This is a genomic window from Acaryochloris marina S15, assembly GCF_018336915.1.
GTDB classification, from domain to species: domain Bacteria; phylum Cyanobacteriota; class Cyanobacteriia; order Thermosynechococcales; family Thermosynechococcaceae; genus Acaryochloris; species Acaryochloris marina_A.
The window spans coordinates 5,642,963-5,655,892 of the sequence record NZ_CP064923.1 but is presented as its reverse complement, the minus strand read 5'-3'; the positions used below and the strand labels follow the sequence as shown (position 1 = coordinate 5,655,892).

The 12,930-nt window shown below is 47.9% G+C and carries 11 protein-coding genes and 1 riboswitch; of the genes, 8 read left to right on the top strand and 3 right to left on the bottom strand.

The genetic code is table 11. The features are described 5' to 3' along the window. Window positions 1–51: 51 nt before the first annotated feature. A complete protein-coding gene (truB, locus tag I1H34_RS25800; protein ID WP_212663699.1) occupies window positions 52–924 on the bottom strand; it encodes a tRNA pseudouridine(55) synthase TruB in 873 nt (290 codons plus the stop codon). After that, window positions 924–2,585, bottom strand: a complete 1,662-nt coding sequence (locus I1H34_RS25795; RefSeq protein WP_249369638.1) for an alpha/beta hydrolase — start codon at window positions 2,583–2,585, stop codon at window positions 924–926. The genes truB and I1H34_RS25795 overlap by 1 nt, the downstream gene beginning before the upstream one ends. Window positions 2,586–2,952: 367 nt before the next feature. Beyond that, window positions 2,953–3,046, top strand: a riboswitch (TPP riboswitch). A 7-nt stretch (window positions 3,047–3,053) separates the two neighbouring features. Between I1H34_RS25795 and thiC the strand changes: the two genes are divergently transcribed. From thiC to I1H34_RS25755, 8 genes are all read left to right on the top strand, one after another. Continuing rightward, window positions 3,054–4,430: a phosphomethylpyrimidine synthase ThiC gene (thiC, locus tag I1H34_RS25790; RefSeq protein WP_212663698.1), complete on the top strand. Its 1,377-nt coding sequence runs from the start codon at window positions 3,054–3,056 to the stop codon at window positions 4,428–4,430. 11 nt (window positions 4,431–4,441) lie between these two features. After that, a complete protein-coding gene (locus tag I1H34_RS25785) occupies window positions 4,442–5,251 on the top strand; it encodes a DUF6816 family protein (RefSeq protein ID WP_212663697.1) in 810 nt (269 codons plus the stop codon). A gap of 202 nt (window positions 5,252–5,453) precedes the next feature. Next, window positions 5,454–6,077 (top strand): hypothetical protein, encoded by a 624-nt coding sequence (locus I1H34_RS25780; RefSeq protein WP_212663696.1) that lies wholly within the window; start codon window positions 5,454–5,456, stop codon window positions 6,075–6,077. 184 nt (window positions 6,078–6,261) lie between these two features. After that, entirely contained in the window at window positions 6,262–8,016 is a 1,755-nt protein-coding gene (locus tag I1H34_RS25775; RefSeq protein ID WP_212663695.1) for an OmpA family protein, read from the top strand. A gap of 6 nt (window positions 8,017–8,022) precedes the next feature. Then, window positions 8,023–8,514 carry a Rab family GTPase gene (locus I1H34_RS25770; protein WP_212663694.1) on the top strand — a complete coding sequence of 164 codons (492 nt, stop codon included), beginning with the start codon at window positions 8,023–8,025 and terminating at the stop codon, window positions 8,512–8,514. Between the two features lie 6 nt (window positions 8,515–8,520). After that, the gene (locus I1H34_RS25765; protein ID WP_212663693.1) at window positions 8,521–9,522 is read left to right on the top strand and encodes a hypothetical protein; all 1,002 of its coding nucleotides are present in this window, start codon (window positions 8,521–8,523) and stop codon (window positions 9,520–9,522) included. Continuing rightward, window positions 9,519–11,264 carry a putative bifunctional diguanylate cyclase/phosphodiesterase gene (locus I1H34_RS25760; protein WP_212663692.1) on the top strand — a complete coding sequence of 582 codons (1,746 nt, stop codon included), beginning with the start codon at window positions 9,519–9,521 and terminating at the stop codon, window positions 11,262–11,264. The genes I1H34_RS25765 and I1H34_RS25760 overlap by 4 nt, the downstream gene beginning before the upstream one ends. Window positions 11,265–11,343: 79 nt before the next feature. Continuing rightward, window positions 11,344–11,760: an NUDIX hydrolase gene (locus I1H34_RS25755; protein ID WP_212663691.1), complete on the top strand. Its 417-nt coding sequence runs from the start codon at window positions 11,344–11,346 to the stop codon at window positions 11,758–11,760. Here I1H34_RS25755 and I1H34_RS25750 read toward each other — a convergent pair. Then, on the bottom strand, window positions 11,755–12,927 hold the full coding sequence (locus tag I1H34_RS25750; RefSeq protein WP_212663690.1) for a trypsin-like peptidase domain-containing protein: 1,173 nt from the start codon (window positions 12,925–12,927) through the stop codon (window positions 11,755–11,757). The two genes, I1H34_RS25755 and I1H34_RS25750, sit on opposite strands and share 6 nt — an antisense overlap. Window positions 12,928–12,930 lie beyond the last annotated feature (3 nt).

Genomic DNA, 12,930 nt, shown 5'->3' with positions numbered 1-12,930 from the left:
GCCAGAGTATAGCATTGCTGCTTTTTAGAGTGATTCCATCAGCATATTTTTTTATGATGCTGGGGGTAAAACGACCTTGGGCTTGAGCAGCCCGTCGATGATTTCACCCATCCCTAAAAAATGATCGCAAGTATCATGCACCTGCATCATGCCATTGCCCCGATCTTGAGGAAGTTTTTGCCCCCAGCAAAAACGCTGAGCCTCTGCTGGAGGCAAATGAAGAATCGGTTGTTGTAGGGAAAAAGATGGCTCAAGGGGAGTAAATGTTCCTGCCTGGACCTGATCTTCTAACGTCTCGAAGGTCAAACTGTCCGGGAGGGCGAAGCCACAACTGAGGGTTCGCGTCAGTTGGGACAAGGTTGCTCCGGTTCCCAGAACTTCACCTAAATCCCTGGCAATAGAGCGAATATAGGTGCCGGGACCACATGCGATCGCAACCTCCAATTCCGCATGTTCACCCACCTGCCAATCCAGTACCTGAATGTCGAACACCTCCACCGTGCGCAGCGGAGCCGTCACATCTTTCCCTTGGCGAGCCAAATCATATAAACGCTGACCCTGCACTTGAATGGCACTGTAGGCCGGTGGCCGTTGTTCAATGGAGCCTAGAAACTTCGGTAATGCTGCCTCAATTGCTTCTGTTGTGAGATGTTCAGCAGCCTGTTGGGACAGAATATCTCCTGCTAAGTCATCGGTTGTGGTGGTGATACCAAAGCGAATCGTTGCTTGATAGGCTTTCTGTTCTGGCAGATAGGGCAGAAGACGGGTTACGGGGCCAAGAGCAATCGGTAAAACCCCTGTTGCTAATGGATCAAGGGTGCCGCCATGACCCACTCGCTTAAGGCCACAGATCCGCCGAACTTTCCCCACACAGTCATGAGAGGTCATGCCGGTGGGCTTATGCAAATTCAAAAAACCGAGCATCAAGAGTCCTGCTTGGCTGGGGCTGCGGGGAAAGTCAGGGTGGGCGTCAGATGCAAGGTTAAAGGTTCACGACTGAGATTGGCAGCATAGCTGGAAGTTAGAAACGGGGCGAACTGTTCCTGACCCTGAACATAGCGGCCAAAGAACGCCGTACTCAGAGCTTTGGTATAGTAGCGGCCTAATGGACTCGGACCATCTCCCGTCCCTAAGGCAGACAAAACATCAGGGGAACTGGCAGATGTATTACCCGTAGAGTAATGGGAGCCATTATTAATCAAGACCAACTGTTTTTCAGGGGTCGTTAACCACTGAAAGGGTTGGATTTGTTCCGGTAGTACCGGTGCGATTGTATCTGCACTTCCGGCCACTATCATCACAGGAACCTGGATCGTTTGATAGCCGGATTTTCCAAATAAACTGCTGCCAATGGGGCTAATGGCCACTACGGATTGAATTCTCGAATCCTTCAAATCCACGGTTTTATCTGCTGTTTGCAGGGCTTGACACTGCAAGGCGAGGGAAATGTTGAGGGATGATTCTAAGCCGGTTTGGCAAGCCTGCTGTAATTGTTTGTAATTAGGCGTAGCTCCCGCTAGGGCGAAACCCGTATATCCCCCATAGGAATGACCTAGAATGCCAACCTGCTCTAAATTGAGGCTGCCTTTGAATCGTGGATCTGGAATGGATGTCTGGGCCAGTTGATCGAGGAGATAGCTGACATCTAAAGGGCGATCAATGAATTCAGTGGGATCGGTGACGTCTTGCGCTCGCCCTTGCAGGAGGTCAACGATTTGCTGACCGTTACTGCCAGAATGTTCCGGCATGACGATGACATACCCATGGGAGGCTAAATGCTGTGCTAGGTAAGCATAGGTGGTGCGGTCGGAGTTAAATCCATGAGAAATCACCAGCACCGGATAGGGGGTGTCTGAAGCTGTGGTTGGAAAATACAGATCAGCAGCAAAGTCACGGGCCGTGCCAGTGTACTTCAAGCGCTTTTCACTATCATCCTTTAAGTTCTCTAAGGTGATGCGCTCCCAATCGTAAAGACCCGACTGAGATAAAGACCAGCCTGCTAGGCTATCGGCTTGAGGATCCGCTTTAGATTGCTGAATCACTGCGTTAACGGTGGCATTAGTAGTTTTGACTGCCGTTTGCACTTGATTGAGTAGTTCAAGGGCCGTATTGACATCTACTTGGACGCCAGCATTGGGGAAATGGCGCAAAACGCTCAGGGCCGTTAATCCTTCAGGATCTTTAGCGGCCAAAATTAAAGCAGAGCGGAGGGCAAAAAAACTGCCTTGTCCAGACTTGGTCCGCACTACCTGTTGGATGCGTTTGAGTAAGGCTTCACCGACGGGGGTGTATAGAAACTGGGCAACGGCTACTGCGTTGAGGGGGAGGCGCTCTTGTAAGCTGGCTCGCAGTTGAGTTTGTTGCTCTGGTTTAAAGTAGCCCAAATAAGGGGCCAACGCTTTGCTCTTGCGACCTTCCTTGGCATAGAGTTCCAAATCACGAATGGGAATAGAACGCTCTAAGAATAGAAAGGATAAAAAGATACGCTCAGCCGCTAGCATTGGCCCAGCTTGCAGCAAAGCCACGGACAACACCACACTCAGCAAGCGGCTATATCGACGGAAATTGAAGTACGGTCGTCTCATCACTGTTTTCCGAACGTTTTGAATATTGGCTCAACCCGATTGACGGGCAACGGTCACCCATCGGTAGGGAATCGCTGCAATGGCAGCATAGCCCTACGTTTGCCAGCCTACTGTGTTTCTCTGGGGAGTTGCCACTCTTTTTTTAGAATTGAGTCTTTTTTCTCAAAAAAGAGCTTCTGGTAAGTTTAATAGAAGATTTTGGAGATTAAGCCATGATATACATCGACTATTCTCATATTTCTACCAAAGACAAGAAAATTCTGATGTCCCTAACCGACTCGTTTTAAAAGTCAGACAAAACTCCACAAATTCTTGGAAAACTTAAACAAAATTGCAGAGATGGGTCTTGCCCGTCAATGCTAGGATCTGTGTCAGCTAGGGGTGCTGTATAACGGCTGAGATCAAACCCTTAGAACCTGAGACCGGCTAGCACCGGCGGAGGGAAGCTGTTCATCCGAGGAACTTAATATGCGTCATCAATGGGTTGCTAACCGTCATGGGCAGAGCAATGTCAGTCAGATGCACTATGCACGACAGGGCCAAATCACTGAAGAAATGGACCATGTTGCCAAACGTGAGAATCTTCCGGCTGATTTGATTCGGGAAGAAGTAGCTCGGGGACGAATGATCATCCCCGCCAACGTCAATCACGTCAATTTGGAACCGATGGCCATTGGCATTGCCTCCAAATGTAAGGTGAACGCCAATATTGGGGCTTCTCCCAATTCTTCCAATATGGAAGAAGAACTCGACAAGCTGCGTTTAGCGGTCAAGTACGGCGCAGATACCGTGATGGATTTGTCGACGGGTGGCGGTAACTTAGATGAAATTCGCACCGCCATTATCAATGAATCTTCTGTTCCCATTGGCACGGTCCCCATTTATCAAGCCTTAGAAAGCGTCCATGGCAATATTGAGAATCTAACGGCTGATGACTTTCTGAATATCATTGACAAGCATGCCCAGCAAGGTGTGGACTACCAAACGATTCATGCAGGCATCTTGATTGAACATTTGCCCTTGGTGCGCGATCGCATCACCGGTATCGTCTCTCGGGGCGGTGGGATTCTGGCTCGGTGGATGCTCCATCATCACAAGCAAAACCCTCTCTATACCCACTTCGACGACATCATCGAAATCTTCAAAAAGCATGATGTGTCCTTTAGCCTGGGTGATTCCCTACGACCGGGCTGTACCCATGATGCCTCTGATGATGCCCAACTTGCAGAGCTAAAAACCCTAGGACAGCTCACCCGCCGGGCTTGGGAACATGATGTCCAGGTAATGGTGGAAGGTCCAGGTCATGTGCCCATGGACCAAATTGAATTCAACGTCCGCAAGCAAATGGAGGAATGCTCTGAAGCTCCTTTCTATGTGCTGGGACCGTTGGTGACTGATATTGCACCGGGGTATGACCACATCACGTCTGCGATTGGGGCCGCTATGGCGGGTTGGTATGGCACTGCCATGCTCTGTTATGTCACTCCCAAAGAGCATCTAGGATTGCCGGATGCAGAAGATGTGCGTAATGGCTTGATTGCCTACAAGATTGCAGCCCATGCGGCGGATATTGCTCGCCATCGTCCTGGCGCTCGCGATCGGGATGATCAGCTCTCTGAAGCTCGCTACAACTTTGACTGGAATCGCCAGTTTGACCTGTCCCTCGATCCTGAGCGGGCCCGGGAGTACCATGATGAGACGCTACCCGCCGATATCTACAAAACGGCTGAGTTCTGCTCTATGTGTGGACCGAAGTTCTGTCCTATGCAAACTAAAGTCGATGCCGATGCCTTAACGGAGCTGGAGAAGTTCTTGGCTAAGGATCAGGTTGGCTCTGCGCGTTAGGAGAAAAGGATGTGAACGGTAAAGATTGGCGGCCTTACAGAGTGAAAGGGTGGGGTATCTGTCTTGCACTATTGCTCTGCTGCTGGTCTTTACCAGGGCTGGCTAGTCCGTTAACGGAACGGCTAGCGGCCTTTCCAGAATGGCAAGGGAAACCGGTACTTAAGCCTGCATCTGGGGACTTGGTCTATCCCGACTGGTTTTTAGGCGATTGGCAAGTCACCAGTACCCTAGTGGATCTGGCGGCGCCCCTCGCGCCCAAATTAGTTACCCCTGGTTATGCCGATAACGAGAATTTGGTAGATCAGCCTGTGACCTTTGCGGTGCGTTTTGTAGAAGAACGGACGCCCTTAAAGGCAAAAGTGCTAGCCAATGCTTCTCCGTGGGAGTTGTTATCTCGTAAACCTGCGGTCATTGCTGACTTAGCGTTCAATGGTCGGAGTTTAGCCGCTGCTTACCTAGGAGAGGGGGCTGTGCAAACGGTGAAGGTTGATCCTCGCTTTCCCAATCGCCAAACGACGGTGCTTGATCAGGGGCGACAGTTAGTGTCGACCATTAGCGATCGCACCACTGAATTCGATGCTAAGAACGACACCTGGGTTGCTAGCGAACTTTTTCAGCAAGAGTTTCGCAGCAGCTCCCAAATTTATCTCAACCAAGTCGAAAATACGACTTCCTATCGCTACATCAACACGAGTCCGGCCCAAATTGATGCGGATCAAGTCACGGCTATCTACTTATCCCCTCAGGATCCAAACTATTTTCAAGCTTTGAATCAACCGGTTGCTCTCTATCGCTATCATCTAGTGCTGGTAGCCGAGTAATCCAGCCCCATTGTGAGGGTCTAATCGACGCTGATAAAAGAGTGGTGGCGGAGATAGTGAGTGGATCCAGTCATGTTCTGTAAAGCAATGCTAAGATCTAAGCTAATGTAGGGAAATCTATGTCTAGTGCATAGTGCAGTAACGCCGCTCAGGCCGTGAACATGACTGGCTCAATTAAGTCGTAAACTACCGCAATGTGGCCATGACAATTTCTGAAGAAAAAACAACGACAGCGCTGGCAACGTCCTCTTCTGAAGATCAGGCGACAATAGAACAGCCTGTGAATACGGATGCGTTAGTCGCTGCCTCTGCGAATGAAGCAGTCGATTTCGACACTCTGAACAAGATCAGAGATTTGCTGTTCGGTCAGCAGGTGCAAAGACAAGAACAGCGCTTGCAACAGCTAGAAAATCAGCTCAATCGCGAATGCGCAGATATTCGCGAGCAGTTCCATCAGAATCTTCAATCTTTAGAAACGTCTATCCGCCAAGATTTACAGGCTCTAACCCAAACGCTGCAAGACAATCATGATTCCCAAACTGCAGCGGTATCTGACCTTAATAAAAAGTATCAACAAGGGATATCTGCTGTCGAAGCTCAGCTTGAGCAGCTAGGGGAAGATGTAGAGCAGGGACACTCCACAATGATTGCTACCCTAGAAGAAAAACTGACATCCTTAAGCGGCAACTTTGATGATAAGCATGCCGAGCTTAGAGCCTTGTTGGAACGTGAAGTGCAAGCACTCAATTCGGCTGATGATAGTGATCGAGCTAACTTAGCTAATCTCTTTAGCGAGTTAGCGCTGAATATTCGCGCTAACTCCTAGGCTTCAATTCATACCAGTGTTCACTCGTGGCAAAATTTGCATCATTAGCGAGTCACATTGGATTGGGCTATGCGCAATAAAACTTCAAGCCGATTACCATCATGACCTTTACTATGGCAATATCTACAGCGATAGTAGATTGCTTGAGATATTGCCGGATCAAATCATTGCAGCCTGATGTTTCATGAGTGACTTATCTTCTAACGTAAATCGTGGGAACTCTCACCCTAAAGAGATATCCCAGGCTAGTGAGTTGAATGAGCTCAGAAACTTACTGATTGGCCCTGATCTAAAAGATCAGTTTGAGAACACCAAACTCCGCTCGGAAGATGTCAGTCGAGTGTTGCCCCAAGCGATTCAACTGACCCTAGAGACAGGGGACAAAACGGTCTCTAAAGCGGTGGTGCCTACGGTAGAACAGGCGATTAAATCTTCGGTTAATACCGATCAAAATATCTTGTCTGAGGCCCTTTTTCCCATCATGGGTCCGGCGATACGAAAAGCGATCGCAGTGGCCATACAGAATTTAACCGACTCCCTGAACCAAGGGCTCGAACATAGCCTTTCTCCCCAAAGCTTAGGTTGGCGGTTTGAAGCCTGGCGTACAGGCAAATCTTTTGCGGAAGTGCTATTGTTGCGCACCCTGGTCTATCAGGTCGAACAGGTTTTTCTGATTCACAAAAACTCGGGCTTGGTGCTGCAGCATCTAGCAGCACCAACGGCTGCAGCTCAAGATGCAGACTTGGTCTCTGCTATGTTTACGGCGATTCAAGACTTTGTTCGTGACTCTTTTAGTGTGAGTGACGATACCTTAGGAAGCCTGCAGGTAGGAGAGTTAACGATTTGGGTCAATGAAGGTCCCCAAGCTATTATTGCCTGCGTTATTCGGGGAAATCCTCCTGGAAAACTGCGGCAAACGATGGAAAATGCCCTAGAACGAATTCACCTAGTCCAAGAAAGCCAGCTGCACGAGTTTCAAGGAGATAGCAGTGCCTTTGAACCCAGCCAGCCTTATCTAGAAGAATGTTTGCAGTCCCAATATCAAACGAAACAGAAAAAATCGTCTCCCTTGAAGTGGATTGGTGGAGCAGCAGGGATTCTCATTCTGGGATTAGGGGCATGGGGCATGTGGTCTAACCATGAGCGTAATCAAGTACGGAGCTTTGTCGATCAACTGAATCAAGAGTCTGGCATCGTCGTGATGCAAACTGCCAAAAAAGACGGCAAATATGTGATATCCGGCTTGAAAGATCCCCTAGCACCTGAGCCAACCGACCTGATCTCAACCACCGAGCTCGATCCAGACAAGATTGATTTTCATTGGGAGCCCTATCTATCCTTCGATACTGCATTTGTGAAATCCAGAGTGAAATCGCTGCTGCAGCCTCCTGAAACAGTTGCCCTAGACGTCGATGCCAATGGCGCTGTTGAAGCGACGGGGACAGCCCCTCAAGCCTGGATAACCCAGGCGAATCAGTTAGCCGTGCGACTGCCTAATGTCACCCGTTTCAATACCCAAGAGGTCATTCCAGTTGAAGCGGGAGTACTGACCAGTATTAAGACCAAAATTGAGGCTCAAACCCTCTTATTTACCCAAAATGCTCAGTTGGTGCCTAAGCAAGATGCCAAATTGAAAATTCTGGTGGCAGAAATTAAAAAATTGACTAAAACAGCAAAAACCATTAACCAAACCGTTGCTGTTTTGGTTGAAGGACATACCGATACCAGTGGGTCTGAATTGATTAATCTTTATGTACGGGAGACCCGTGCTAAAGCCATCATTTCTTTGCTATCCAAGCAGGGAATTGAGAAAAGTCAGTTACAGGCAGTGAGTATTGAGCCTCCTGAAGTCGCAAATTCAGAATCGGCTAAGATCTCTAAATCCAATCGCAAGGTCACGTTTAAAGTTATTTTTGTTAATCCATCGGACGCTGATTAATAGCTTATGCTCCAAAAAAAGATTTGTATGGTCGGTGCGTTTGCGACTGGGAAAACGAGCCTTGTCGCTCGATATGTTCAAGGCATTTATTCTGATAAATATCAAACGACTGTTGGCGTCAAAATCGATAAAAAAAGCGTAACCGTTGCGGATCAAGACTTAAATTTAATCCTATGGGACATTCATGGTGAAGATGAATTCCAAAAAATTAGAATGTCTTACTTGCGAGGATCCGCCGCCTATATTTTGGTGGTGGATGGTACTCGGCGAGATACATTAGGAACAGTCTTCCAATTACAAACCAAAGTGGAAGACACCATTGGCAAAGTGCCATTTATTACGATTTTCAATAAGTATGATCTAAGCCAAGACTGGGAAATCGGAGAGGAAGATCTCGAAGAATTATCCCAGCGGCAATGGACATACTGTTTGGGGAGTGCAAGGACTGGATTGGGGGTAGAAGAGTGCTTTATAAAATTGGCGCAAATGATGATTTAGTTACCCATGTTAAATCTCCCACAACCGATTGTGACATTTCTTTGTTCTACAGTCGTTCGAGATCGCTTTCCAGCTTATCTACAAGTCACTAAAACTGGCAAATTACTGGCTTTTGGTGGTGCTTGCGAGCGGTATGGTTTGGCTCTTTTAGAGCTAAACCAGTCTATTGATGATCAAATTTTCTTTTTGGCAGGCTTATTGCCGTTGCAAGAAGCGGCCATGCATATTCCATTTATGCAGCTAGACGAAGATGTTATTGCTGAAGTGCATCTCTTTGTCGACAACCAGCATGATTGGGTCATCCTATTTGATGCGACTTCTGAAAATGAAGAGCATGTTCTCATTCAACAAAAGGTCAATGATCTTAGTCTATTGAGGCGAAAACATGCTCGCTCTCTAGGCCACTTAATACAGTCAGAGATCGTGGCCGAAAACTTCCTTGATATTCGGCCTGCAGGGGAGCAAAAATCTCTCAGTATTCTAGTTGTGAAATGTTGTAATATTGAGGGTCTTGATGATAATATTGCTGCTTCGAACCCGCTGAAAATATTGGATGCATACTTGTCAGCAATTTCACCCTCCATTCTGGATGAAGGCGGTTTGATTCATCAAAGTATTGGTAATTCTATTGTGGCTGTGTTTGGAGTGTTGCCGTCTACCCGTAGCTCCTCGATGCAGGCGATAGACGCGAGTGTGCGTATCCTCCAATTATTTGAAGATCGTCAACCCCCCATTGGCCCATCGGCCCAATGTGCCCTAGTGGTGACGACAGGGATTGTCACGATCGGCCTGCTGCAAGTCGGATTTGGCAAAACCTTAACGGTGATGGGACAGCCTATGGATGTTGCTGTGAATTTAAATGAAAATTCTGAAAGTAAGACCTTGATCATCGACAAACTGACCTTTGATGGGCTAGATAAAAGGCAGAAGTCTTTTCGACCGGCATCTCTTGCTGGGAATTCTATGACTGACGCCCCTAGCTTATATTCTTATCACCCAATGCAATGACGGCATCGCTTCCTGCAAATGTACTCTCTGCTTTAGATATTTTGATTTTAGAGCGGGTTGATGAGCATTCCTTAACAATTGTAGGAACGGCGCCTTCTTGGTTTACCCAGCTCTATCCTCAAGTTCAACTCACCGTAGATATGGCTTGGATTGAAAAGACCTTGCCTTTTCTAGCTAATTTTCTAGTAGATGCGGTGGAGTTTTGGCATGACAATCAGCCAGGGCAGTATAAGTCGGGCATGTGGTGTGAAGCCGATCGCCAAGATCAGGAGATTCATTTGGAGGCGGCAGCCCTAAATTTGGGATCTCAGAAAATTCTCCTCGTTAAGGCTGCAGAGGGAGAATATATTGAACTCCTATCCTTTATTCAAAAAGCACGGGAAAGCACTTTAGATTTTATTGAAGAGCGCAAACAAACCAGCGAAAGCATTCTCAAAACGACGTTTTATGATGCCTTGACGGGACTGCCGAATCAAACCTATTTTCTGATTCAGTTGGCCCATGCTTTTGAACGATCTAAGCGCAAAAAAAGCTATCATTTTGCGCTCTTAATCGTCAATATTGACCGTTTTCAAAGTATTAATGACAGTTTTGGCCGTTTGGCCGGTGATCAGCTCCTTATTTCCATTGCTTGGCGCCTGAAAAATTGCTTGGGTGAATTTGATGTCTTTGCCCGGTTGAGTGGCGATGAATTCATTATTCTGTTGGATGAAATTGATGCGACGAGCACAGCAATATTGGCTGCCAACCAAATTTCGGCAGAGTTTCAAACCCCTTTTCGGTTGAGTGGGCAAGAGTTATTTATTACGGCCAGTGTCGGGATTGCCTTAACTCTGATGGAGTATGACCGGGCTGAAGATTTACTGCGCGATGCTAATACAGCGGTCAGTTCTGCCAAAGGGCTGGGGCGAGCTAATTATGTGGTATTTGATCCCACCATGCATGCGCGAGCGGTTCGACTGTTGCAGCTGGAAAATGATCTGAAGCGGGCACTGCGTGAGCAAGAACTGAACTTGTTTTTTCAGCCGATTGTGTGTTTAGCCGATCAAAGAATTATTGGATTTGAGGCCTTAGTCCGATGGATGCATCCCAAGATGGGCATGGTTCCTCCTTTAGAGTTTATTCCGATTGCTGAAGAAACGGGCCTGATTTTTGAGATCGATCAGTGGATGTTAAAAGAGGCCTGTTTCCGCATTCAGCAGTGGCGCAGATTTACCGAAGAACCTCTATCGATTAGTGTCAATTTTTCGGCTAAGCAATTCGATCAGCCGGATTTAGCATCTCAAGTCAGGCAAGTGTTGCTGGAAACTCGTATTTCTCCGCAACAGCTCATGATTGAAATTACTGAGAGTGTGCTGTTTAGTCGGGACCAAGCGGCGATCGATACCCTCCATCAGCTTAAAAATATGGGCGTCAGCCTCTGTATTGATGATTTTGGAACAGGCTATGCGTCGCTGCAGTATTTGCAGCGATTACCGGTGGATACTTTGAAGATTGATCGGTCCTTTATTAAACGGATGGATGTGGATAATCTCGATCTGGTGCGCTCCATTATTGAGTTAGCCCATGACCTGGGGTTAAATGTGACGGCTGAAGGAGTTGAAACCCCTGTACAGCGACGCTTTTTACTGGATATGGGATGCCAAGAAGCTCAGGGGCATTTATTCTCTAAACCGGTCGATGGGCAAGTGGCAGTGGAGCTGCTGCAAGAAAAGATGACTAACGGTCTGAAAGATTGGTGAAAGAGTTGGCAAAGGGGATAGATCTCGCTACTCTCTTAGACAGCGGTTGATCGCCCCTATAACGTTTGAGTGACCTGTTATGAAACCAGTTGATGGGCTCTATCAGCACTCTGCTGCCTTGCCTTACCTCATTCAGCCGGATGGTTTGAAGGTGGTCTTAATTACATCCCGTAAGCGAGGTCGATGGATTATTCCTAAAGGAGAAATTGAACCGGATCTAACGGCCTGGGATTCGGCAGCAAAAGAGGCATGGGAAGAAGCGGGGATTGAAGGTTTGATTGCCACAGAACCGCTCGGCACCTATGCTCATCAAAAATGGGGAAGTACCTGTACTGTGCAGGTGTTTCCTTTGGTGGTGACCCAGCTTCATGGCCGATGGCAAGAAGACCATGAGCGAGAACGACGAGTGGTCTCTGTCGCTAAAGCGTATAAATTGGTCGAGATGAAGTCATTGCGGAAGATGTTGGGAAAGTTTGAAAAATGGCTCAATCTATAGCCTTTCACCTTCTTCCACCGAGACAATTTTCCATTGGCCGTTGATACGCTCCCAAGAGGTGGTTTCACGGCGGCGGAATACCCCTCGTAGTAAGCCTGGCCAATTGGACCATTTTACCGTTTCGATGTGAGAGACAATGGCTTGATCCGCCGTGGGCATTTGTAAATCAGTGATTTCGTAAGAGAGTTTCCATTTTTGTCTGGCTGGTTTTTTGGAGAAAAACGCTGAAGCTCCAGCAACCCGATCGTTGTAGTTTTGGACCAATCCAGTATGCTGCCTGTAGCGAAAGCGTTCCTTATCGATCGGCATATAGTTAAATAGCCGAGCGGCATCCCGCGTTTCGATTAAAGGGGCCATCGCTGCATAATGCTGATCTAGAAAAGCGCGAAAGGTTTGTTCTGCTCCACTTGCGGAGGCTACAGGGGCTGAAGATGGGGGAGATGAAGCCGCCAGAGGAGTTGGTTTAAGGGCCAGGGGTGTAAGGTCCAGAATCGTATTGATGGGTACGCCTAAGTTCAAGCCTGCCTTGACAGCTACTCCTTGCACGCGTTCACCCTCTGCTAAGCCGTGAATGCCAATCACTTGTCCAGTTTCACTAAGAATAGGGCCACCACTCATGCCCGGTTGGGTGACGTTGTCGTAAATTAGACCGTATCCCCGTTGGTATTGACCTTTGCCAGTGATGGCTCCCTTCGTAATCGTGAAGGTGGATGAAGTGATGGCTTGGCCCGGTAGGGGAAATCCAGCGATGTAAATGGTATCCGTTTCGGTGATGGATTCCGAGTTACCCAGGGTGGCGACCGGATAGTTGCGATCACTATCGAATCGAATCAGGGCTAAATCGACCCCTGATAGGTACAAGATAGCCTGAGTATTAACGGCATGAGATTGGCCATCGGCAGTGATCACATCCGCCTCTTCCCCCGCACCAGTAGACTCTATGACATGCTTAGCCGTGAGTACGTAGTAGCTGCTGCCTTCCTGCTTGATCAAGACCCCTGACCCGGAACTGCTTTGGGGGGAAACCAAGACCGTTACGGCTTTGGCAATATCTCGTACCTGTCGTCCAGTTTGGCCATAGGCCTGGTGCGGCCACAGTAGTGTCAATGCTATGCCACCTGCCATTTGTAACAGGCGGCGACGGGGTAATTTCAGGTGGGTCATCATCAA

Bases quoted from the DNA above. Each gene is read 5' to 3' on its own strand.
- truB (WP_212663699.1), bottom strand. From the start codon at position 924: ATGCTCGGTTTTTTGAATTTGCATAAGCCCACCGGCATGACCTCTCAT.
- I1H34_RS25795 (WP_249369638.1), bottom strand. From the start codon at position 2,585: ATGAGACGACCGTACTTCAATTTCCGTCGATATAGCCGCTTGCTGAGT.
- thiC (WP_212663698.1), top strand. From the start codon at position 3,054: ATGCGTCATCAATGGGTTGCTAACCGTCATGGGCAGAGCAATGTCAGT.
- I1H34_RS25780 (WP_212663696.1), top strand. From the start codon at position 5,454: ATGACAATTTCTGAAGAAAAAACAACGACAGCGCTGGCAACGTCCTCT.
- I1H34_RS25775 (WP_212663695.1), top strand. From the start codon at position 6,262: ATGAGTGACTTATCTTCTAACGTAAATCGTGGGAACTCTCACCCTAAA.
- I1H34_RS25770 (WP_212663694.1), top strand. From the start codon at position 8,023: ATGCTCCAAAAAAAGATTTGTATGGTCGGTGCGTTTGCGACTGGGAAA.
- I1H34_RS25765 (WP_212663693.1), top strand. From the start codon at position 8,521: ATGTTAAATCTCCCACAACCGATTGTGACATTTCTTTGTTCTACAGTC.
- I1H34_RS25760 (WP_212663692.1), top strand. From the start codon at position 9,519: ATGACGGCATCGCTTCCTGCAAATGTACTCTCTGCTTTAGATATTTTG.
- I1H34_RS25755 (WP_212663691.1), top strand. From the start codon at position 11,344: ATGAAACCAGTTGATGGGCTCTATCAGCACTCTGCTGCCTTGCCTTAC.
- I1H34_RS25750 (WP_212663690.1), bottom strand. From the start codon at position 12,927: ATGATGACCCACCTGAAATTACCCCGTCGCCGCCTGTTACAAATGGCA.